Genomic DNA, 24,549 nt, shown 5'->3' with positions numbered 1-24,549 from the left:
TTATTATTAATGTGATGATTAATTGTTAACCTTATGATTTATAATTATTTTTTATAATAACTATAAATTTGTATTATTTCTAAATATGTAATATTCCTAATTAAATAAAAACTATTTCGTTTTATAAAATAGGAAAATACAATGAATCAAAAATAAATAGAAATTAAAAAATAAAGGAATATATGAAGAGAAATAAAATAGAAATGAATAATTATTAAATAATAATTTATTTATTGAATTATTTATAATAAAAAAGGTAATACCTTTAAGAGTATTACCTTCTATAATTTATATAATCTAATTAAGCAGTCAGAATTGCAATTAGCAAACCTACAGTATTCTGATAAAATTGGGTCTTAGTTGGAATCTTCTGTACTTTTTCATAAAAAGGTACCAACCATGTCAATAAATAGTGTTCAACAAACAATTGTTGCTCAGACTCTGACACAACCGGAATAAGCTTATTTAGAATTTCTAAATAAACACACAGATGATCACTCGGCTCTTTACTTTCTTTATTGATTTGTAATTGGAAACGATCCAACATGCCATCCATAAATTTTAAGTTAGTCTCGGTAGCCTCTTCATCTAAATAAGCAGACGCATACGGTAAGGCACTGCTTTCCCCATCTAACAAAAACGTTTCGGTAAAATCCGCAGCCAATTCTAAATAACCAAATTTATCGGCCTTTAAATTTGCCAAAGCATCTTTCATGCCAATAACGTATTTCCCAAAGCCTTCTTCCTCTAGTGCTTGGAATAAAGGCTCAAAAACGCCTTCCTGATACTGATTAAACTGCTCTTCACTCAATTCGTGACCTAGCACATTGCTAAGCCACTGAATTAAGAAAGCATTTTCTTCGGGTAACGCTTTAATCATAGATCAACCACGATTGGACCAGTAAAGCCATTTGGTGCAGGTGCTTTACCTTGATATTTCTCAACATTTACTAAGCAAGTATTTGATGATACTGCTTGTGCAAGTTCTGAAGTAGGAATATCAATTGTCATAGTATTCGGGTCACCATAAGTATCAATTGCACCAATTTTTGCATCAAGTGGTGAATACCATGCACCTTCTTGTAAGCGTACAATACCTGCAGGATAATCGTCTGATAAATGTGCACCAACAATCGCTTGACCACGGTCGTTATAAACACGAACTAAATCACCTTGAGCAATACCTAAGGCTGCTGCATCTTTCGGGTTGATATAGAGTGGTTCACGACCTTGGATTGTATAAGTTTCACGTAAAGGCGCTGATTCACAAAGTTGTGAGTGCAAACGTTTATTCGGGTGAATTGATTGCATCCAGAATTTATATTCATTTGATTTTGGACCACCATGTGAACGTTCTTCTTTTTCGAACCACATTGGGTGTCCTTTACAGTGTGAATATCCATAGCTTGCAATCTTACGACTATAAATTTCGATAAAGCCTGAAGGTGTACCTAATGCATTTAATTCAGGATCATTACGGAAATCTTCCATAAAGGTAAATGGTTTACCTTCTGGGAATAATACGTAACCTTTTTCCCAAAATTCTGCAAATGGTGGCATTTCAAATGCTTTACCTTTCGCATTATTTTCTTTACGGCAACCTTCGTATAAGAATTCTAACCATTGCATTTCGTTTAGACCACGAGAATATTCTTTCTCTTTACCGAAACGTGCACATAATCCTTTGAAAATATCAAAGTCAGAGCGTGCATCATACATTGGATCGATCAATTGTTTCATTGCAATCACACCACGGTTACTGTATGAACCATACGCATCAATATCGTTGCGTTCATAAGGTGTAGTTGCAGGTAATACGATATCAGAGAAACGGCAAGTTGCTGTCCAGCTATAGTTTACAGAAACGATAGTTTCTAGACGGCGGAACGCTTCTTTCATCTTATTACGTTCAGGTTGGCGGTGCCATTGGTTACAACCAGAGAAAATTACCATTTTGTATGGTGAGTAAGTTACTTTAGAACCATTATAATTAATGGTTTCGCCTGGGTGTAATAAGCAATCTGTTGCACGAGCAATAGGAATAACAGAGCTATAACCTTTATAGTCAGTGCTTGGATATTTTGGTGTTTGACCTGGATCTAAGTTCAATGGGAATGCACCTGGCATTGCTGCACCAGAACTTGGTACACCAATTGAACTATAGTGGTGAGAATAACTAATACCTCCACCAGGTAAACCAATTTGACCAAGCATAGAAGCCAACACCGCAGCCATCCAATATGGTTGTTCACCATGTTGTTGACGTTGAATTGACCAACCGAAGATTAACTGAGTACGTTTGCCTGCAAGCATACGTGCAAATTCACGGATACGATCAGCTTTGATACCACAGATTTTTTCTGCCCATTCTGGTGTTTTCGCTACTTTATCTTCTGTTTTACCTAAAAGATAAGGTAAGAATTCTTCGAAACCAACAGTGTACATATCCAAGAATTTCTTATCATAAAGTTTTTCTTCGTAGAGTACGTATGCAATTGCTAGCATGAATGGTACGTCAGTTTGTGGATTCACATACTGATGATCACATTCTAAGAATTTTTGTGTTTTTGTTACAACTGGGTCAACACTAATTACATTAACTTTTTTATCTGCGATTTTTTGTTTTAATTTTTTCAACCATGCAAAAGATTCATGAGTTTCACAGTTCCAGCCAACTTGTAAGTTTTTAACTGGATCAGTTGACCAGAAAATAATGTTTTCACTTTCTTTCAGAATGATTTCCCAAGAGGTGTTATTTGCATATACAACTGTTGAACCTAACACGTAAGGTAGAATAATTTGTCCAGCACCAGTTGAATAGTCACCTGCTGTACTTACAAAGTTACCATGCATACTAATCGCACGGATCATATTATTTACACAGCTATGAAGTTGACCTGTAGAGCGCCAACCGCCACCACCAACTTGTAGTGCCCATGGACCATAATTTTGTTGAATACGTTCTAATTCTTCATAGAACATATCTAAAGCTTGATCCCAAGTCACACGAACAAAACGGTTATCACCACGTTGTGTCGTATCACTATGTTGACGATTCTTAAACCAATCTAAACGAACCATTGGATAACGAACACGAGCAGTACTATAGATAAGACCTTTAATACCTTGGATCATTTCAGTTGGGTTCTTATCATAACCAAAAGCTTTAATTTCCTCTACTCGACCATTCAAAATTCGAGCTTCAAAGGCCCCCCAGTGGGAGCCTGAAAGACGCCAATCATTCATGAAAGCGTTTCCTGCTGCTTGTCCATTTACTTGAGCAGCATTTGCTTTTCTTGCGACAAGGAAAGATGGCATAGCAAAAGTTGCCGCCATTGCAGAAACGCTAGTTAAAAATTGTCTGCGAGATTGTTTCATAATATTCCTTCCCTATTTACTTGTTTCTGGAGCAGCGTCTGATGCGTGCATTTGTAAATAACGTAATACTTGTTTTGCTTGCACTGGTGTTAAGCTTGTAAAGCCTTTCATACCATTAAACACGCCCACCCAGGTATTAGAATCAAAATGTTTTACATCTGGTTGTTTGTGACAAACAGAGCATGAAGTTTGGAACATATCTTTTGCATGCGCCCAAATTGGTGCAATATCCGCAGTAAGTTGTCCTTGGTGGATCCAAACTTGCATTTTTACTTTTTCCCAAGTAATACCAGTTAATGGATCAACTTTTGTTTCAACACTTTGATATTTAGGATTTGACTGCATAAATTCTTTAGTTAATGCAGCATCCATGATACTTTTCGCAAAATCATTGTACCAAATACGTCCGAAACCTTTTTCTTTACGCCACATATTTAATTCAACTAAATCTGCATTACCGCTAGATTTAATATAGGTAACTGGTGAAATGCCTTCTAAGTAACCGATTTGATTTTTCAATGCATCAGTTGCATAAATCGGAGTTTGTACTTGAGTATAATAAACTTTATTTGCGGTTAATGAAGACGCAACTAAGTTAGGATCGATACCATTGTTAGCACCTTTAGGTGGTTTTGGAATTGGGTGAGCAATACCTTTATGGCAGTCGATACAGCTTTGATCTTTCGCAGCAGCCGCTTTCATTGCAACACGTGCTTTGTATGGCATTTTATCAAAGTCCATACGATCATAACGGTGACATGCTTTACATTCTGCAGAACCGTTTGCTTCCATACGAGCCCATTCTTTTTGAGCCATTCTGTAACGATCAGCATCAAATGAACCTGGTTTATCGTATTTTCCTGTAATAGTTTCATATACTTCGTTAAGTGCTTCTATTTTACGAATGTACATTGGAATTTGTTCATGCGGTAAGTGACATGCAGCACAGTCAGCAGTAACACCAAATTGGTTATGACCATGTGGTGTTTGCATCAAGGTTTGTTCATTCCATTCCATTGTGTGACAACTTACACAGAATTTTTCTTGACTTGTATGGTGAAGTGCTGTGTCAAAACTGACTTTAGCAATAATACCGACAATAGCACCAAGGACTAGTAATATACCTAGACCGAGCTTTCTTGACGGTTTGAAGAAGAAATTCTTCAAAGATTGACAGATTTTCATAGATCCCCCGATAAATTTAAATACAGTGACTCTCCCCCAACCTTATTTAAGTCAAATAGTGTAACTTACTTATAAGGACGGTTTAGCCATAACTGAACATTCTACTGCTTTAGAATCAATCATTCATTGTTCTATATCAAAAAAATATACAATATCAGTTTATAACAATTTCATGCTAATTGCAGGTAATATCACAACCAACAATACTAATTAACGATATTTATCTAAAAAACGGTAGTAACGAACACCAATTGCCGTTGCAATTTTTTTCACTAATTTACCACCATAAACAGATGGTACTCTTAATTGCTCAAAAATTGCCAAACGCTCATCATCTCCCATAATTGCTTCAGAAACAATTCGTCCAGCTAATCCTGTTAAGGCCACGCCGTGTCCAGAATAACCATGAGCAAAATAAATATTCGGTGCAATACGACCAAAATGTGGAGTTGAATTTACTGTCATATCAATCGGACCTTTCCATTCATAATCCACTTTTACACCTTCTAACTGAGGAAATACGCGTAACATACCTTTGCGCATTGCCGCACTTAATGGCTGATTAGCATCAATATCACTACCGAATAACAAACGATTATCTGCACTTAATCGATAATAATCTAAAAGAAGATTGTTATCGCAAACGCTCATACCATTATTGATAAGACTATCGGCAACAGTTTGGCTAAGTGGCTCTGTTGCAATAATGCAACTTTCAACTGGTAAAATTTTATTCGCAATACCATGATGAACACTTTTCGGTAATTCAGTGATATATGCATTTGTTGCTAAAACCACATCTTTACAGGTTACTTTTGCTTTTGCCGTAATAACTTCTGCTCTTAAATGCTGTTGTTTAATATCTAAGACAGGTGTTTGCTCATAAATTACAACGCCTAGATCAAGACATGCTTTTGCTAAGCCTAAACAATAATTAAGTGGATGCAGATGACCAGAATTACTATCAAAAAGCCCACCAACATAGATATCACTACCTAGATGTTGTTGTAATTGGCTTTTATCCCATAATTGCATATTTTGATAGCCAAAACGTTCATGACTTTCTTTCTCAATCGCAATAAGATCGTCCATGCGACGATTATTTAATGCTAACGTTGCATATCCTTTCTTCCAATCACATTGAATATTAAAGTCTTTAACCCGTTCATCAATGATATCAATGGCTTCCAATGACATATCCCATAACTTGTGTGCCTTTTCTTCACCCACATGTTTGATATACTCATCAATGCCTTCTTCAAAACCATTGATCGCTTGTCCACCACTTCGCCCCGAAGCCCCAAAACCAATTCGAGCTCCTTCTAGTACGATAACGGATTTCCCTTTTTGTGCTAACTCCAATGCAGCTGATAAGCCAAAGAATCCTGCGCCTACTACACATACATCCGCACTTGCATCTTTTGTCAAAGCGGGACAAGTAATAGTTTGATTCTTGGTGTCAAAATAATAAGAACGGTAATGTTCCTTATTTGCAAATTCCAACATAAATGATTCTCAAGGTTTAATAAAAAATAGCGGCAAAAAATGGTACTCCCTTTCATTAATATGTCAATTTTTTATGAGGCAATCTAAAAAAGATCTGTTATACTTCGCGACAACGGTGGTATTTACAAAAAAATTCCACCTTTTTTACATAAATTCAACAATCGCCATTGAGCGTAGGAGAAAATAAAATTGAAAAAATTTATTTTAAAAGGCATGAAATCCTTAATGCTCACAGCGTGTGCATTAGTTGCTGTTAATGCGTCTGCCGCTGATAACGATCTTTACGTGTACAACTGGACAGACTATATTCCGTCTGATCTTGTAAGTAAATTCACTAAAGAAACTGGCATTAAGGTCATCTACTCTACTTTTGAGAGTAACGAAGAAATGTATGCAAAATTAAAACTTTTAGCTAAAGATGGCGAAGGTTATGATCTTGTATTCCCTTCAAGTTACTACATTGATAAGATGGCTTCTGAAGGTTTATTACAACCTATCGATCACAGCAAAATCCCGAATTTCCACTATATTCCAAAAGAATTTTTAAACCAAAGTTTTGACCCGAATAACAAATATTCGCTCCCTTACACTTATGGTTTAACTGGTATTGGCGTAAATAGCGCTTATATCGACCCTAAAGATGTGACCAGTTGGGCTGATCTATGGAACCCAAAATACAAAGGTCAAGTATTGCTAACAAATGACGCACGTGAAGTATTCCATATTGCTCTATTACTTGATGGCGACTCACCAAATACTCGCAATCCAGATCAAATTAAAGCGGCGTATGAACGTTTATTAAAATTAATGCCTAACGTTCTTGTATTTAACTCTGATAGCCCTGAAGTACCATTCGTACAAGGCGAAGTAAATATCGGTATGTTATGGAATGGTTCTGCGTATCTTGCAAACAAAGAAGATCCAGATATCAAATTCATTTATCCAAAAGAAGGGGCTATCCTTTGGATGGATAACTATGCGATTCCATCAACCGCGAAACACGTAGCCAATGCATATAAATTCATTAACTTCCTACTTCGTCCAGAGAATGCGAAAGAAGTGATTGAACGCATGGGCTTCTCAATGCCAAATAATGGTGTTAAAGCATTGTTAACACCTGAACTTGCTAACAACCCAATTCTATTCCCACCAAAAGCACAGGTTGAAAAAGGGGTTGTACAAGCAGACGTAGGTCCTGCGGTTGCAATCTACCAAAAATATTGGGAATTATTAAAAGCACAATTTGATAAGTAACCCATAACTTAACACCACAAACGCCTCGTTAGATGAGGCGTTTTTTTTAGATAAAAAATCACGCCTAATTTTTCGGAAAAATTTTTTATTTTTTCCTATTTTAAATATATCTTCCCACCCTACTTCCCTCATAAATTTAAAAATACATCACACCCCGCTTTTCTATAAAATTTTTATCCATAAACAAAAATCCCTGTAAGTTTACACCTACAGGGATTTTCTTATTTATAAATCGAAATTATAGGAATAAGTGTGCGAATAGCAAGCAGAAGCCTAAACTAAACGCCATACTTAATAAGCCTGGTAACATAAAGCTATGGTTAAACACATATTTTCCAATGCGTGTCGTACCCGTGGTATCAAAGTCGATACTTGCGATAATTGGACCATAGTTTGGAATAAAGAAGTAACCATTTACTGCAACAAACACCCCAATCAAAATTGGCGCAGGAATACCAATTGCAATAGCGATTGGGAATAAGGTAGCAACAGTTGCACCTTGGCTATTTACAAGCACAGAAAGAATAAACAGTGCAAATGCAAATGCCCATGGTGCCACTTCTACAAGGCTAGATACGGCTTCTTTTACTTCTGGAAGGTGTGCTTTCATTAAGGTATCACCTAACCATGCGATACCAAAAATCGCAATAACCGCACGCATACCTGCATGGAAAACTGAACCTTGTGTAATCGCATTGCCATTTGGCTTACAAATACCAATAATAATTGCTGCGACACTTAGCATGATAATTTCAATGCTGTTTGCCATACCCATTGGTTTTCCATCAAAATATGGACGAAGACTTGGAATGGCACCCATTAAAACGACCAATACCGCACCTAAAATAAATAACCAAAATGAAATTTTAGCGTTTGTACCAAGTTTTTCATCTTTAATATCATTAGTATCAAAATTTTCTTCTACATAACGTGGATCTTTAAGTAATTTTTGATATTCAGGGTCATCTTTTAATTCTTTCCCCATTTTATTCACAAAAATACACGCACAGAAAAGACCTAAAATAGTACCAGGAATGGTCACGCAAAGCACATTGCCTAATGTGATGCCCTGCGGTTCTAAGAAAGCTACAACCGCTACAACCGCTGCTGCAATTGGGCTAGCTACGATCGCAAATTGGGAAGCGATTACGGCCATTGATAATGGACGTTCTGGACGAATACCGTTATGACGGCTCACTTCAGCAATAACTGGTAGTACAGAATAAGCTACGTGACCTGTACCCGCCATAAAGGTAAATAACCAAGTTACAGCAGGCGCTACAAAGGTAATGTATTTTGGATTTTTGCGAAGCATTTTAGTTGCGATACGGATCATATAATCCAAACCACCCGCAGCTTGCATCGCTGCTGCCGCAGATACCACGGCCATAATCATCAACATTACGTCAATTGGCAATCCACCAGGTTGAAGTTGGAAACCGAAACACAGAATCGCGAGCCCAACGCCCCCCATAACACCAAGCCCAATCCCACCTATTCGGGCTCCCAGTAAGATACACAATAGCACCAGGGCAAATTGTATATAAAACATTAATGACATAAATTTCTCCTAAGTATGACTTTATAAAAAATAATAAAAAATACCTCATTGAGGTGTACAAAATTATAGCCTAATTTCCCCCTTCCTTTGTAATAAAAATCAACTTTTACAAAATTTTAAGCAACAATTATGCCATTTTTTTGAATAAAATTTATTAATCATTAGGGTTAAAATAATTCATATCTTCCAATTGTTTATTTTTTAATCTGTTACTTTTTTTCTATTATGAGAATTGATAGAATGAGCGAATTTTTACAGATAAAAGCAACCTATGTTATTACCAACTGAACAATACGATACGCTTCTCAAGCAAAAAGCAACGAAACTTCAAAACTTACTTTCCCCCTTCAACGCCCCTATTCTTACTATTTTTGCCTCAGCACCAGAACATTTTAGAATGCGTGCTGAATTTCGCATTTGGCATGAAGGTGACGATTTGTTCCATATAATGTTTGATCAACAAACTCGCCAACGTAAACGTATAGATAGTTTTCCTCAAGGTAGCTTATTAATTAATAAGATGATGCAGGCAATCATCCCACTTCTAAAAGAAAATGATGTATTACGCCATCGTCTTTTTCAAATTGATTACCTCAGTACCCAAAGTAATAAAATTATTGTCAGTCTGCTTTACCACAAAACCCTAAATGAAGAATGGGAAAAGGCGGCTACAGCGCTACGTATACAATTACAAAACCAGGGTTTTGATTTACAGCTTATTGGACGTGCTAGCAAACAAAAAATTTGCCTCGATCACGATTATATTGATGAAGTATTGAATGTGAATGGACAAGATTACATTTATCGTCAAGTAGAAAATAGTTTTACTCAACCCAATGCAGGAATTAACCAAAAAATGCTTGGCTGGGCTGTAGATTGTACAAAAAATAGTACGCAGGATTTACTCGAACTTTATTGCGGAAACGGTAACTTCTCTATCGCTCTTGCACAAAATTTCCGTAAAGTTTTAGCGACTGAAGTAGCAAAACCAAGTGTTGAGGCTGCACAATTTAATATTGCGGCAAACCATGTAGAAAATTTACAAATCATTCGCATGTCTGCCGAAGACTTTACCCAAGCCTTGAATGGCGTACGTGAATTTAATCGTTTACGTGGGATCAATCTTAAAGATTACGAATGCAATACGATCTTTGTCGATCCGCCTCGTGCTGGCTTAGATCCTGACACAGTAAAATTGGTTCAGGGTTATGAGCGTATCCTTTACATTTCTTGCAACCCATACACATTGTGCGAAAACCTCGAAACGCTTTGTCAAACCCACCGTATTGAAAAAGCTGCCTTATTCGATCAATTCCCTTATACTGATCACATGGAAACTGGCGTATGGCTCATCAAAAAAGCATGATTCAATTAATTTGCGAAACAACACGCCCCGATATTCGTGAAAATTTTTATACTTTGTGCGAAAACAAAGGATTAATCCACGATCCAGAGGCCGTGTTAGCCCTCGTGCAAACCGATGAACATTTAGAATTGCGTAAATTGGATGAACCCAAACTCGGTGCAATTTTTGTTGATTTTATCCATGGTACGCTTGCTCACCGCCGTAAATTCGGTGGTGGACGTGGTGAAGCAATTGCCAAAGCAGTGGGCATCAAAAAAGGGGAACTTCCAAGTATCATTGATGCGACAGCTGGTTTAGGTCGCGATGCCTTTGTACTTGCCGCATTGGGCTGCCCTGTAAGACTTGTTGAACGTCATCCAGTCGTGTGGTTACTCTTACAAGATGGACTACAACGTGCCTACTTGGATGAAGAATTAGGCGAATTTTTAAAACAACATTTGCAACTTCTTCCTGTTCACCATATTAAGGAATTGGATCCATCTACAGATTCAGCCGATGTGGTTTACCTTGATCCAATGTTTCCACATAAACAGAAAAGTGCATTAGTAAAAAAAGAAATGCGTGTATTCCAACATTTAGTTGGAGCAGATTTAGATGCCGATGAATTATTGGACCCTGCGCTTAATTTAGCAAAATCTCGGGTTGTGGTTAAACGTCCAGATTATGCTCCTTATATTAATGCGCAACGTCCAACCGTTTCTCGGGAAACTAAGAACCATCGTTTTGATATCTATGTAACAAAATAATTAGGTCAATTTTGCTTATTTTTAAACCGATAAGAGCAGAGATTTCTGCTTTAGGGAATTTTCCCGTATTTTCGCTGACAAAAGAAATGAGCATCCTAATTTTTCTAAAAGGAGAATAGAAATGAAAATGTTAAAAACTGCATTAGTGATTGCCCTGGCTGCGGGTTCTGCCTCTGCAACGTTTGCTGCAGATGATATGTCTGCCAACAATATGCTAGACATTGTGAGCTTCCGTACCGCTGTTAACAAGGAAGTAAAACACAATTACTGGCAAGCAACCGTTTTCACGCAAACGCAAAGCGATACTCTTGCAAAAGCCAATACCCAAGTTAACCAAACCCTACAAAAAGCCCTTGCTACGTTAAAAAATGAAAAAGATGTACAGGTGAAAAATAATGATATTTATAGCCGTGTTCATTACAACGACAAAGATAAGCAAGATGGCTGGATCGTAAATGGGAATTTAACCCTTCGTAGCGATAGTAGCGAAGCATTATCAAAAGCCCTAACGGATCTAAAAGGTACTATGGCGGTACAAGGTATGCAATCTGGCGTATCAAAAGCAAAACTTGCTAAATTAGATAACGAACTTATTCAAAAAGCGCTTGCTCAATTTAAGAAAAAGGCAGAGTTCATCACTGAAAGTATGGGTGCTAAAGGTTATAAAATAGTCTCAATTAACATTAATAGTCCGATGTCAGATAGCTATAACCCTCCATACATGTTCGCAGCAAATCTTCGTAGCAGCAACAGTGACACACCTGTGATGGGTAACCAAACCACCGACATTAAAGCAAGCATTGATGCGCAAATTCAACTCATTTTAAAATAAGTTGAAGAAGGTAAAATAATCAAATAAAAAGTGGCGTTTCCGATGGAAGACGCCACTTTTTTCGTAAAAATTTATGCTAATTAGGCTGGCAAAAATGGTAACTTAGTAAAGTTAATTCTTGCCATACATTTTGATTAAAGTCTTGTTTCACGGCACGTTCTAAGACAGCAAGTTCTTGAATAATTTCAAAAATTCTACGATATGTAAAACGCTTTGCTGCTTGAAGCAATAAATTCCGTCTATTTTGCCAAATACGTAATTCATCAAAACGAGCCCGTGCACCACTTAAATCAAGTGGCATATCCATATTGAACGTAGAATAAGGCTGCGTGATTTGCAAAAGCATCATGATCTCACGTTGCAAACTTCTTAACAGAATGACAGGTTGCGTATCATCTTGTTGTAATGCAGATAAAATCTGTTTTGCGCGAAGAGCATCTCCTGAAAGTAACGCATCTACCCACTGATAAACACTAAATACGGCAGACTGCTCTATCACTTGCTGAACCCGTGGTAATGTAATTTTACTCGCAGGATAAAGTAAACTTAAAAGCGATAATACTTGCTTTAATGCCAGTAAGTTTCCTTCATAGTTATAACACAGCAATTGGATACTTTCTTGATCGAAGGCTAATTCTAATTGACGTGCCCGAATACTAATCCACTGTGGGAGTGCCTCTAATGTTGGTGTTTGGCAATTTACCAACCAACTTTGTGGAGCAAATTTTTCTAAGGCGACTACCCACTTTTGCTTTTCTACATTTTTATTAAATTTTGGTAAATGTAAAATTAACAAACAATCTTCATTTAGGTGCTCAATCAATACCTGTAATTGATTTTGTATTGCCGCATTAAGATTTTCGGGTAATTGCAAATAAATAATTTGCCGCTGAAAAAATAGCCCCATAGATTGAACGCGCTCAAGAATACTGTCCCAATCTGTCGTATTCTCAATCGTTTGACGATATTTTTCATCGAATCCCTGTTCAGAGGCATACTGGCAAAGCATATCTTCAGCTTCAATCAGCAATAAAGGATCACTACCAGTCAAAATACATACTGGCGGTAATCCTTTCTGTAATGCAAAGCTGAGTTGATCGCTTGCAATTCTTCTCATGCTATTTTTCCACTTTATTTACTACAAGGCTTGGTTTTAATTTATCTTTTAATGCCATTAAACGATTAATTAATTGTTCCGCTGCTTGTCGTTGCATTTGCTTCCAAAGCACATCTTTTTGAGTGGTTTTTGCTAACGCTTCTTGTGGACTATCAAAGAAATTATGTACAACTTGTGTTGAAAGTGGATAACTTTCACCATTTGGCATAATAATACGTGCATTTGCTTTCACAACTAACAATTGTTCAGCTTCTTTCCCTGTTGCGAAAAGCGCTGAAACATCACTACTCTCTGTCATGCCATCAAGATAGAATGTTGGTACATCTTTTGTATTCTTATCAACAAGCTGAATCGCATTTAAACGTAATGTTTGGCGCATAATTCGAGCCATGTCCGAATACTTATCACCTGTTTCAAATTTCATCGTACGCAATTCTGGCGGTAACATTTCACCAGTTTTAAATTGAAAGCCACACGCACTTAGTACAGAAAGAAAAATACCAAGAAGGGCAATTTTGACTTTATTTCGCATAAATTTCTCTCGTTAATATGCTCGGTTAATAACCCTAAATCAGATAATTTTATAAGGGTAGCGATCACTCACTACCCTTAACAGTTTTATTGAATACAGCCTTATTTAGCAACGATGCTAATTAATTTACCTTTTACAAAAATGACTTTCAGTACATTCAATCCTTCCAAGAATTTTTGTACGTTTGCATCATCTAATGCAAGGGCTTTAATCGCATCTTCTTCCATATCGGCTGGTACAGTCAATTTCGCACGTACTTTACCATTTACTTGCACAACAATGATCTTCTCATCATCGATCATGGCTTTTTCATCTGCCTCAACCCATGGTGCAAAATCAACGGTACCTTCGTTACCAAGTTCTTGCCAAAGTTTGAAACAGATATGTGGCGTAATTGGTGAAAGCATACGCACAACGGCATTTAATGCTTCGCCCATTACGGCTTTATCTTGATCACTTTCCAATGGTGCTTTGGTAAGTTTATTCATTAATTCCATCACCGCAGCAATTGCAGTATTGAATGTTTGGCGGCGACCAATATCATCCGTTACTTTAGCGATAGTTTTATGGAGATCACGACGTAATGCTTTTTGATCTGCATTAAGAGCAGCTGGATCAAGAGCAACAGTGGCTGGATCTTTTTGGTAAGTTGCGGCTAGATTCCATAAACGACGTAGGAAACGGTTAGCCCCTTCTACACCTGATTCTTGCCATTCCAATGTCATTTCTGCAGGTGCTGCAAACATCATAAATAAACGCACAGTATCGGCACCATATTTTTCCACCATTTCTTGTGGATCAATACCGTTATTTTTAGATTTAGACATTTTGGTCATACCGCTATGTACAAGCTCACGCCCCTCACGATCTACAGCTTTAATGATACGACCTTTTTCATCACGCTCTAATAATACTTCAGTTGGAGATACCCAAATGCGTTCATTAGTTGGGCTGGTATAATAGAAGGCATCCGCTAATACCATCCCTTGGCAAAGTAATTTTTTCGCTGGCTCGTCAGAAGTAACAAAACCTGCATCACGCAATAATTTATGGAAGAAACGGAAATATAATAAATGCATTGTTGCATGCTCAATACCACCGATATATTGGTCAACTGGCAACCAATAATTCGCTTCTTCTTTGTCTAACATTGCTGTATGGCATTGTGGGCTGGTGTAACGTGCATAGTACCAGCTACTTTCCATAAAGGTATCGAAAGTATCCGTTTCTTTAAATGCTTTTTGACCTTGATATGTCGTTTCTGCCCAAGTTGGGTCAGCTTTAATAGGGCTAGTCACGCCATCCATTACCACATCTTCTGGAAGGATAATCGGTAAATCTTCTAATGGTGCGGGTACCACTTTGCCATCTTCAAGGGTAAGCATTGGAATTGGCGCACCCCAGTAGCGTTGACGAGAAACACCCCAGTCACGTAAACGGAAGTTTACTTGACGTTGACCAACGTGCATTTTTTCTAATTTTTCAATAATTCCAGCACACGCTTCTTCAAAGTTTAATCCATCAAACTCTGCAGAATGGATGAGCAAACCATGCTCAGTATAAGCTTTTTCAGAAATATCCAATTCACTACCATCTAATGGACGAATAACAGGATTAATCTCTAAGCCGTATTTTTTCGCAAATTCATAATCACGTTGATCATGCGCAGGTACTGCCATTACTGCGCCTGTACCATAATCCATTAATACGAAGTTAGCGACCCAAACTGGTACACGTTTACCAGTAAACGGATGCTCAACATAGAAGCCTGTCGGCATGCCTTTTTTCTCCATCGTTGCTAATTCAGCTTCTGCAACTTTGGTATTTTTACATTCATGGATGAAAGCTTGAAGTTCTGGATTATTTTTTGCTGCCTCTTCTGCAAGTGGATGACCCGCTGCGATAGATACATAAGATACGCCATAGAAAGTATCTGGGCGTGTCGTATAAACTGTTAATGTTTTATCACTATCAGCAAGTTTAAAGGTGATTTCCGCCCCTTCACTGCGACCAATCCAGTTACGTTGCATCGCTTTTACCATGTCAGGCCATTCTGGTAAGTTATCTAGGCCACCAAGTAATTGATCTGCATAATCAGTAATTTTAATAAACCATTGCGGAATTTCTTTTTGTTCTACCGGGGTATCACAACGCCAACAGCAACCTTCGTGCACTTGTTCATTTGCAAGTACGGTTTCATCATTTGGGCACCAGTTTACGGTAGAGGTTTTTTTATAAATTAAACCTTTACGATAAAGTTCAGTGAAAAACCATTGTTCCCATTTGTAATATTCTGGACGACAAGTTGTCACTTCACGGCTCCAGTCAAAACCGAAACCTAACATTTTTAATTGATTACGCATGTAATCAATATTTTCGTAAGTCCATTTTGCTGGTGCAGTTTTATGCTTGATCGCCGCCCCTTCCGCTGGCAGACCAAAGGCATCCCAACCCATTGGTTGTAATACATTTTTACCTAGCATACGTTGGTAACGTGCAATTACGTCACCAATCGTGTAGTTACGCACATGTCCCATGTGTAAACGACCTGACGGATACGGAAACATGGCGAGGCAATAATATTTTTCTTTAGTCGTGTCTTTAACTGCTTTAAATGTTTGGTTCTCTCTCCAAAACGTTTGTACAGCGGGCTCAATTAGCTCGGGACGATATTGTTCTTGCATAAAAATTTTAACCTTCAATAAAAAATCGCAGGGAGTCGCGATTTAACGATAAAAAATAACGTATAGAATAGCGTAAAATAGCCGAAAATCCTAGAGAATGCCGATGAAATACGCAGATTTATTCACGCCCCAATTTTCGTAAAAATTTTTACGAAAATTGGGGCGTAATTTTTAGAATTAACGTGCACCAAAAATAGCCGTACCAATACGCACCATTGTCGATCCGCATTCAATCGCTATTTTCATATCGCCTGACATTCCCATTGAAAGGGTGTCAATATTTTGTTGGGGAAAACTATTTTTAAGCTCAGCAAATAATTTTTCCATTTTCTTAAATACTGTTCGTTGCATATCAATATCTTCTGTAGCAGCTGGAATCGCCATTAAACCACGCAAACATAAGTTCGGTAGCTGCACAATTTCTTGGGCAAGATTGAGCATCTCCTGTGGCTTTATACCCGATTTACTTGCCTCGTCACTAATATTAATTTGAATCAGTACATTAAGTGGCTTTTGAGTCATTGGTCTTTGTTCACTTAATCTTTGTGCTATTTTCAATCTATCAATTGTCTGACACCAATCAAAATTTTCAGCCACTAAGCGGGTCTTATTAGATTGCAATGGACCAATAAAGTGCCATTCAAGCTGTATTCCTTTATCACGGAAATATTGAATTTTTTCAACACCTTCTTGGACGTAATTCTCTCCAAATGCATGCTGACCTGCTTCGTAAGCTGCTTCAATATCGCTTGTTGGTTTAAATTTACTTACCGCAAGAAGGTGTACATTTTTTCCAGAACTATAATCCTTAATTTCCTGACGGATCTTCAAAAGATTTTGTTGTATTGTCATACAGCTTCCTCCACTTAAAAGTTGATATCTTACATACTGGAAACAAATTATAGCTCATTTTTTTTAAGAAAAAATACAATATCGTTTTACTCAATTTTTTGGGCATATTCCACTGTTTTTACAAATAAAAATTTATAAATATATTTCACAATCCGTCAGTTATTTTTAATTTATTGTCTTTTTTATACATATATTTAATATTTAATAAAATATAACGATAATAAATAAAGAATTTATATATAAACAGAATAATAATGATGATAAATAGTTAACAATTAAAAATAATTATAAATAGTTATATTAATTATTTTTAATAGGTTTTATTAATCGAAATATACAAATATATAATATGATTACAATCACTATAAATAAATATCTTTTATTCCTAAATTTACTTGATTTTATAAATATAAAGTGATACTTATTTAACCAATTGAGTATATGAAAAATATATAGATCTATTTTTAAACGTAGTTTTTTGAATTACGTAACACTTAAATTTAATAGTTTTTAATAAATTTTGGAGGATAAACATGGCAACCTCGACAGTGAAAAAAATAGGTTTCTTAGGCTTAGCATCAATGGTTTTTGGATCTATTGTCGGCGGAGGAATATTTGATATTCCACAAAATATGGCAGCCCAATCTGCATTAGGGCCAGTTCTCATTGCATGGCTTATTACGGCAATTGGTATGTTCGCATTAGCATGGACATTTAAAATATTGTCTGATGAGCGACCTGACCTGGCAATCGGTATTTTTGCCTATGCACGTCAAGGATTTGGTCGATATATTGGTTTCAACTCGGCGTGGGGATATTGGTTAGCTTGCATTGCGGGAAACGTTGCTTTTGCAATAATGGTTAACGATTCGCTCGGTCACTATTTCCCTATTTTTCTTAAACACAGTTGGCCAACCTTTGTCCTTGGGCTCGCCTTTATTTGGTTCTACAATTTTCTTGTCCTTGCTGGTATCAAGCAAGCTGCAGCAATCAATACCATCACAGTTATTATTAAATTTATTGCGTTAATCGGTATTATCGTGGCAATGATTATTGTTACGCATATTGATTGGTTCCATGTTGACTTCTGGGGTAAACAATTACACTTAGGTCCAATTTGGGAACAAATTAAAGCACCAATGCTGGTTACTTTATGGTGTTTTATCGGGATTGAAGGGGCAGTAGTAATTTCTAACCATGCACAAAATCCAAAACAAATTGGTCCTGCCACTGTCGTTGGATTTTTGATTGCCCTTGGACTTTATGTCGTTTTATCCATTCTCCCATACGGAATTATGGCACAACCAGAAATTGCTAAACTCACCGATCCTTCTACCGGTTATATCTTGCAAACCCTTGTTGGTAATTGGTTCGTAGATTTCGTTACAATTTCTGTTCTCATTTCAGTTGGTGGTGCTTGGGTAGCTTGGACAATTTTGATGGCTCAACTTCCATTTGCCGCAGCTAAAGGTGGTACGCTTCCAAAAGTATTTTCAACAGAAAATGATAAAGGTGTGCCTGCAGGTTCTTTATGGATTTCTAGTATTGTTATGTCAATTTTTATGGGCGTAGCCCTACTCGCTAAAAATGTCTATTTAGCAAGTATCAATATTACTAGTGTCATTATCCTTCCATGCTACTTGCTAAGTGCCATGTATCTATGGCAACAAGCTCAGCAGAAAAAACTTTTTATTAATAATAAAAAACAACGCTATATCGCTTTATTTACAGGAATCTCAGCCACTATTTACTGCTGTTGGTTACTTTATTCTGCTAACTTAGCTTATCTATTAGCAGCAACACCATTATATGCAGTAGGTATTGTGCCATTTTGGCTTGCTGGTCGTGAAGAGGGTAAAAAATTCAATCAAATTTTTACTAAAGTAGATGCTATTCTTGCATTCATTATGATTGCATTAGCAATACTTAGTATTTACTTACTCTACACAGGTATCATCGTATTATAAATGTATAACTAATTAATAATATTAAGTATTTAGGTCCTATTGGATGAATATTCTCTTTTGAAGAAAAACTTGAGAGGCGGTTTATCTTAGATAACGCCCCTCCTTTTACAGGCTGCTAATACATCTTTCAAGATCAAATAGCAAAAAACAAAGACACATCACATGTGCTTTTATAGGAGAATGCTTATGGCAATTGTAAAAAACTTTCGTGTAGGTAAATGGTTACCGAAAGATGATCAAGTCTTAAATAATTGGTTAAAAAATATTACCAAAGAAGCAGAAACGGCGAATGAGAATCGCACGCTTCTCCCACCCGTTCAACTTTTTAAAGATCTTTTGGACGCTAAACCTCATCTAAAGAAATTATTAGAAGAGGCATTTGCTGAAGTTCCAAATACCCCTGAATATGCTATTGATGCGTTCGGTTATCCTGCAATCCATAATTTGGATCAAATGTATAAGCTCATTAATTTAATCATCCAACGCCCACCAGCATATTATGATAATGGGTTAATTGGTTGTCCTATCAATGCTTTATTTAACTGGGCTATGGGTACAAAAGCAGGCGAAGAATTTTTCTTAAATGCTGAAGTTAATGATGCTTTCCGTGCTATTTTAGATTATTGGGGACAATATCTTATGTCGCCCGCATCAGCGTGTGCATTAAATACTTCACCTACGGGATGGTTATGTCCATCTGCAATTGAAGAAATGAATAAATCTGCCTATGGAACAAGTTTTACTGAACTATTCCAATGCAAAAGCGATAAGGTTGAAGAAAAATTTGGTTTCACCTCATGGGATGATTTCTTTACTCGCCTATTCAACAAAGACGTTCGCCCTATCGCAGCTCCAGACGATTCTAAAGTAATTGCAAACGCTTGTGAGTCCGCACCTTATGAAATCGCAACAAATGTAAAAAAACACGCCCCTTATTGGGTTAAAGGTCAACCTTACTCTATGGCGGATATTTTTGATGATGAAGAACTTACCGATCAATTTGTAGGTGGTACTATTTATCAAGCTTATCTTTCTGCCCTTAGTTATCACCGTTGGCATGCACCAATCACTGGAACAGTGACCAAAGCCTATATTGTTCCAGGTATGTATTATCAAGCAAGCTATTCTGAAGGTTTAATTGCTGGTAAAGATAAAGATCCAGCTAGCCCAGATTGGTCCGAAGCCTATCTTGCTGAAACATCACCTCGTGCTATTGTTGTTATTAAGGCAGATGATCCAGATATTGGTTTGGTTGCGGTAATCCCGATCGGTATGGGTGAAGTATCTACCTGTCAATTGGAAGTCAAAGAAGGGGATCATGTAACGAAAGGTCAAGAAATTGGTATGTTCCATTTTGGTGGTTCAACCCATATTCTTGTTTTCCAACCTCAAGTCGAAGTCGAATTTGATCTCCATGGTCAAAAACCTAACTTAGAAGCAGTAAATATTCCTGTTTGTTCTAAAATTGCAACAGTGAAAAAGAAAACAACATCTGCATAATTGTTAGCTGAAAATAATAGAAGCTGCCAACGATAATATATCATTGGCAGTTTATAATTCTATGATGTTATACACGCCCACTAAACTTTTTAAAGAATAATCTTAATTTTCCAAGTACACCATTCGCTTTGTGGACACTCCGAATCCCACTCTCGGACAAGGATTTTTTCATAATAACTTGTCCATGTTCCGATAGACAAGTAAGAGGAAGACGCAATGTAGGGGACGCAATCAATCCAATTTCATAAGCAGCCCATTTAACTGGAATAGGATTACTTTCGACAAATAAATTCTCGTGCAAAGGCATTAGTTTTTGGTTAATTTTATCCGCATCATCTATTGCACCAGATAACGCCAATTCACACATTTGTGCCATTTCAGAAGCAGCAATATTATTCGTTACAGAAATAACACCTTGCGCACCATTTTTAATACTTTCCAAGCCTGTTGCATCATCACCACTTAATACGATGAAATCTTCACCTGCTAATGCTTTAATTTTTTGAACTCTACTTACATCACCTGTCGCCTCTTTAATTCCAATAATATTATCTATTTTTGACAAACGACCTACTGTCTCAGGTAATAAATCAACCCCTGTCCGTCCTGGTACATTATATAAAATCTGTGGCAGCTTACTACTTTCAGCAATTGCTCTAAAATGTTGATACATCCCTTCTTGCGTTGGTTTATTATAATATGGCGTTACAGTTAAACATGCATCAATACCAACATTTTCAAGTTTACGTGTTACCTCTATAGCTGCACGTGTAGAGTTTTTACCTGCACCCGCTATGACTGGTATTCGTTTTGCAACATATTCAACGACTTTTTTAATTACATTCAAATATTCATCGTCCGTCATTGTTGCTGCTTCACCTGTCGTCCCCATCACGACAATCCCATGTGTGCCAGAATTGATGTGATATTCCACAAGCGATTTTAATGTTACAAAATCAATCTCACCATTCGTATTCATTGGTGTAATGATTGCCGTCAAACTACCATAAAATAAAGGTAATTTTGTATTCATAAATGCTCCTTCAAAGTATTTTTTATGATTAAGAACAGGATTGAATTAGGATCGCAAAATCTTTATTTTTTGCAATTAATTTTTACAAAATTCAGAATTTATTCTGAAATAAAAAAATATTAGTCAGAAATACTAATTTTTAAGCATTCTGAAAGCCTTTCTTATTGCAGTTATTTTTTTTTAGTGTAATCTTCTCGGCTACATCTGTAGAGGTTGCGATTGTTATTAGTAATTTTTAAGAGTGGATAACGTTGACGAGAAGTAAAAGGAACAATCGCCGAGATTATTTGGAAGTCATTCCAAATGGTTGGGGGCATCACCGAAAGGTCTGTCACTGTCATAGTCTACATACAACTATGGAGCGCTACTGATTAGGTAAGATTTAATCTCTTGCCCTTTTTCTTCCATTTTAGTATCAATAAATCTAAGAAAGATTCAGTGGTTCTCCCTTACTAAAAAGGAAGAACAAAATGACACTTATCGACTATTCAAATAGTGCATGGTCGATTGCTCCAGCTGTTTTAGCGCTGGTCCTAGCAATCGCTACTCGCCGTGTAATTTTATCATTAAGCGCTGGTATCCTTGCCGGTGCTATTATGTTAGTTGGTCTTCGCCCAATTAATACCGTTACTTATCTCGTAAATAGTGTGGTTTCTCTCGCTTATAAAGGGGAATCATTCAACTGGAATACGATAAACATTGTTATTTTCCTATTACTACTTGGAATATTAACCGCGCTTTTAAGTGAATCAGGTAGTAATCAAGCTTTCGCTAACTGGGCAACTAAACATATAAAATCTCGCCGAGGCGCAAAACTGATGGCTGCCTCATTGGTATTCATTACCTTTATTGATGACTATTTCCACAGCCTTGCTGTCGGCGCAATCGCACGTCCAGTGACAGATAAATTTCATGTTTCTCGAGCAAAACTTGCCTATACACTTGACTCTACGGCAGCACCAATGTGTGTGCTTATGCCTGTATCAAGTTGGGGTGCCTACATTATCACATTAATCTCTGGATTACTTGCTTCCTACGCTATTACTTCTTATACGCCAATGGGTGCATTTATTATGATGAGTTCAATGAACTACTATGCACTATTCTCAATTGTCATGGTTTTTATTGTAGCTTATTTCTCCTTTGATATTGGTCCAATGGTCAAATATGAACGTGAAGCAGCTACACAAGTTGATGAAAATAATGAACTTGAGACAACCCGTGGTCATGTGCGTAATCTCATATTACCAATTATTGCTCTTTTATTGGTAACTATCACGGCGATGATTTTAACAGGTACTTTTGCCTTACATGAAGCTGGAAAGCCTTTTACCTTATTAGGTGCCTTTGAAAACACGACAGTAGGTATATCTCTAGTTATTGGCGGTAGCTGCTCTGTATTGACAGCCACTATTTGTGTTTTCAAAGATAAACTTGTGAATAAACGTATATATTGGAAAGCTTGGGGATTAGGTATCCGCTCAATGTCTGGTGCAATTTTAATCTTAATTTTCGCATGGACAATTAATAATGTTGTAAGTGATATGAAAACTGGGGTGTACCTATCTCACCTTATTTCAAGTAGTTTACCAATCGCTGTTATTCCCGCACTTCTATTCTTGCTTAGTGCAATTATGGCATTTTGTACTGGTACTAGCTGGGGAACTTTCGGAATTATGCTACCAATTGGTGCAGCTATTGCCGCTACTGCTTCTGTAGAACTTATGATCCCATGCTTATCAGCGGTAATGGCTGGGGCTGTTTGTGGCGATCACTGTTCACCAATTTCAGATACTACAATTTTATCATCAACCGGAGCACGTTGTGATCATATGGTACACGTTATGACTCAATTACCTTATGCAGCAACCGTAGCTTTTGCAAGTTTTATGGGATACCTAGCAATCGGTTACGCTGTCATTGAAACGCATAGTACTCTTGGAATTGCAAGTGCTCTTGGTTTTAGTACTACCGCAGCTGTAATGATTGGTATTATCTTATTACTCAAAAAACGAGATTAAATAATAAATTTATCTTGAAAGGCAAAGGCTAACCTTTGCCTTTTTTTATTTTTTAGCGTTAAATAGACACTCTCTTTTAATTAACAGGATAATCCATGCAAATTTTTGCTCCTATCTATCAGAAAACATTACAATTATCAAAACATCGCCATGCCCCATTTTGGTTGGGACTTGTAAGTTTTATTGAGGCTATTTTCTTTCCTATTCCACCTGACGTTATGCTTATGCCAATGTCCATGACTCAGCCACAAAAAGCGGTTCGTTTCGCTTTTATCGCAGGAATTTTTTCTACATTAGGTGGTATGATTGGATATGCAGTTGGATATTTTGCAGCTGATTGGGTTACTGAGATAATGCAACATTTTGGTTATGGTAATCAATGGCATACTGTCATGGGGTGGTTTGATAAATGGGGCATTGTTATCGTCTTTGTTGCAGGTTTTTCACCTATACCCTACAAACTTTTTACTCTTTCTACAGGTGTAATGCAAATGGCATTTTTTCCTTTTGTCATTGCCGCATTTATTTCTCGTATGGCACGTTTTCTACTTGTTGCTAAACTTGCAGCCTGGGGTGGTCAGCGCTTTGCTGACAAATTACAACGGTTTATTGAGATTATAGGCTGGTCCGTTGTACTACTTGCTATCATTGCAATTATCGTCATTCGTTAATTTTAAATTAAGTACGCTAATTTATTAGCGTGCTTAAATTTACCTATTAAGATAATCAAAAAATAAACCCTCAAATAATTTTTTAACCAATATTTAACATTTGTTTTAATAATATAAAATATTGTTCCCCCTCTTACCTCACAATACTATCTTATTAAAAAATAAGGTTTTTTCATCTATTTTAATCAAAAAAACACTCAATAAAAAGCCAATTATTCACCATTAGTAATTACATTTTTTTAAAAAAAATGTACTTATTAACCGCTTATCCTATTGCCCATAAATAGTTAGTAAATTACAATAAATAGGTAGATAAAATCACTCAATTACATTGTGGCACTTTT

17 protein-coding genes, 1 pseudogene and 1 riboswitch are annotated in these 24,549 nt (G+C 36.8%); of the genes and pseudogenes, 8 read left to right on the top strand and 10 right to left on the bottom strand.

The window, feature by feature from the left end; translation table 11 throughout:
- Nucleotides 1-301: 301 nt before the first annotated feature.
- From torD to EL259_RS05170, 4 genes are all read right to left on the bottom strand, one after another.
- Nucleotides 302-880, bottom strand: coding sequence for a molecular chaperone TorD (gene torD / locus EL259_RS05185; protein ID WP_126599631.1), 579 nt, complete (start codon nucleotides 878-880; stop codon nucleotides 302-304).
- On the bottom strand, nucleotides 877-3,378 hold the full coding sequence (gene torA, locus EL259_RS05180) for a trimethylamine-N-oxide reductase TorA (RefSeq protein WP_126599629.1): 2,502 nt from the start codon (nucleotides 3,376-3,378) through the stop codon (nucleotides 877-879). Before torA ends, torD begins: the two co-directional genes overlap by 4 nt.
- A gap of 12 nt (nucleotides 3,379-3,390) precedes the next feature.
- Nucleotides 3,391-4,563, bottom strand: a complete 1,173-nt coding sequence (locus EL259_RS05175; protein WP_126599626.1) for a NapC/NirT family cytochrome c — start codon at nucleotides 4,561-4,563, stop codon at nucleotides 3,391-3,393.
- A gap of 210 nt (nucleotides 4,564-4,773) precedes the next feature.
- Nucleotides 4,774-6,069 carry an NAD(P)/FAD-dependent oxidoreductase gene (locus EL259_RS05170; RefSeq protein WP_126599624.1) on the bottom strand — a complete coding sequence of 432 codons (1,296 nt, stop codon included), beginning with the start codon at nucleotides 6,067-6,069 and terminating at the stop codon, nucleotides 4,774-4,776.
- Nucleotides 6,070-6,258: 189 nt separating this feature from the next.
- Between EL259_RS05170 and EL259_RS05165 the strand changes: the two genes are divergently transcribed.
- Nucleotides 6,259-7,323 carry an extracellular solute-binding protein gene (locus EL259_RS05165; protein WP_172594222.1) on the top strand — a complete coding sequence of 355 codons (1,065 nt, stop codon included), beginning with the start codon at nucleotides 6,259-6,261 and terminating at the stop codon, nucleotides 7,321-7,323.
- Nucleotides 7,324-7,561: 238 nt separating this feature from the next.
- Here EL259_RS05165 and EL259_RS05160 read toward each other — a convergent pair whose 3' ends face one another.
- Nucleotides 7,562-8,884: an anaerobic C4-dicarboxylate transporter gene (locus tag EL259_RS05160; RefSeq protein ID WP_126599622.1), complete on the bottom strand. Its 1,323-nt coding sequence runs from the start codon at nucleotides 8,882-8,884 to the stop codon at nucleotides 7,562-7,564.
- 271 nt (nucleotides 8,885-9,155) lie between these two features.
- Between EL259_RS05160 and trmA the strand changes: the two genes are divergently transcribed.
- From trmA to EL259_RS05145, 3 genes are all read left to right on the top strand, one after another.
- Entirely contained in the window at nucleotides 9,156-10,250 is a 1,095-nt protein-coding gene (gene trmA / locus EL259_RS05155) for a tRNA (uridine(54)-C5)-methyltransferase TrmA (RefSeq protein ID WP_126599620.1), read from the top strand.
- Nucleotides 10,229-10,996 carry a class I SAM-dependent methyltransferase gene (locus tag EL259_RS05150; protein ID WP_126599617.1) on the top strand — a complete coding sequence of 256 codons (768 nt, stop codon included), beginning with the start codon at nucleotides 10,229-10,231 and terminating at the stop codon, nucleotides 10,994-10,996. Before trmA ends, EL259_RS05150 begins: the two co-directional genes overlap by 22 nt.
- A 121-nt stretch (nucleotides 10,997-11,117) precedes the next feature.
- Nucleotides 11,118-11,828, top strand: coding sequence for an SIMPL domain-containing protein (locus tag EL259_RS05145; RefSeq protein ID WP_126599615.1), 711 nt, complete (start codon nucleotides 11,118-11,120; stop codon nucleotides 11,826-11,828).
- A 76-nt stretch (nucleotides 11,829-11,904) separates the two neighbouring features.
- Here EL259_RS05145 and holA read toward each other — a convergent pair whose 3' ends face one another.
- From holA to EL259_RS05125, 4 genes are all read right to left on the bottom strand, one after another.
- Nucleotides 11,905-12,945 carry a DNA polymerase III subunit delta gene (gene holA, locus EL259_RS05140; RefSeq protein ID WP_126599614.1) on the bottom strand — a complete coding sequence of 347 codons (1,041 nt, stop codon included), beginning with the start codon at nucleotides 12,943-12,945 and terminating at the stop codon, nucleotides 11,905-11,907.
- 1 nt (nucleotide 12,946) lies between these two features.
- A complete protein-coding gene (locus EL259_RS05135) occupies nucleotides 12,947-13,477 on the bottom strand; it encodes an LPS-assembly lipoprotein LptE (RefSeq protein WP_126599612.1) in 531 nt (176 codons plus the stop codon).
- 101 nt (nucleotides 13,478-13,578) lie between these two features.
- Complete coding sequence (gene leuS, locus EL259_RS05130) at nucleotides 13,579-16,161, bottom strand: leucine--tRNA ligase (protein WP_126599610.1); 2,583 nt, start codon at nucleotides 16,159-16,161, stop codon at nucleotides 13,579-13,581.
- Nucleotides 16,162-16,338: 177 nt separating this feature from the next.
- A complete protein-coding gene (locus EL259_RS05125; protein WP_126599608.1) occupies nucleotides 16,339-17,013 on the bottom strand; it encodes a YggS family pyridoxal phosphate-dependent enzyme in 675 nt (224 codons plus the stop codon).
- Between the two features lie 533 nt (nucleotides 17,014-17,546).
- Here EL259_RS05125 and EL259_RS05120 point away from each other — a divergent pair.
- Nucleotides 17,547-18,980, top strand: a complete 1,434-nt coding sequence (locus EL259_RS05120) for a basic amino acid/polyamine antiporter (protein WP_126599606.1) — start codon at nucleotides 17,547-17,549, stop codon at nucleotides 18,978-18,980.
- A gap of 186 nt (nucleotides 18,981-19,166) precedes the next feature.
- Entirely contained in the window at nucleotides 19,167-20,480 is a 1,314-nt protein-coding gene (locus EL259_RS05115) for a phosphatidylserine decarboxylase family protein (RefSeq protein ID WP_126599604.1), read from the top strand.
- 142 nt (nucleotides 20,481-20,622) lie between these two features.
- Here the strand turns inward: EL259_RS05115 and dapA are convergent.
- Nucleotides 20,623-21,513, bottom strand: a pseudogene (dapA, locus tag EL259_RS05110) (4-hydroxy-tetrahydrodipicolinate synthase); the annotation flags it as partial.
- 199 nt (nucleotides 21,514-21,712) lie between these two features.
- Nucleotides 21,713-21,888, top strand: a riboswitch (Lysine riboswitch).
- A gap of 95 nt (nucleotides 21,889-21,983) precedes the next feature.
- Here dapA and EL259_RS05105 point away from each other — a divergent pair.
- Both EL259_RS05105 and EL259_RS05100 read left to right on the top strand, forming a co-directional pair.
- Complete coding sequence (locus EL259_RS05105; RefSeq protein ID WP_126599601.1) at nucleotides 21,984-23,534, top strand: Na+/H+ antiporter NhaC family protein; 1,551 nt, start codon at nucleotides 21,984-21,986, stop codon at nucleotides 23,532-23,534.
- A 95-nt stretch (nucleotides 23,535-23,629) separates the two neighbouring features.
- Nucleotides 23,630-24,205 carry a YqaA family protein gene (locus EL259_RS05100; protein WP_126599599.1) on the top strand — a complete coding sequence of 192 codons (576 nt, stop codon included), beginning with the start codon at nucleotides 23,630-23,632 and terminating at the stop codon, nucleotides 24,203-24,205.
- Nucleotides 24,206-24,549: the final 344 nt, after the last annotated feature.

Source organism: Actinobacillus delphinicola (genome assembly GCF_900638385.1).
GTDB lineage: Bacteria > Pseudomonadota > Gammaproteobacteria > Enterobacterales > Pasteurellaceae > Actinobacillus_C > Actinobacillus_C delphinicola.
This window is presented reverse-complemented; position numbering and strand designations above follow the sequence as displayed.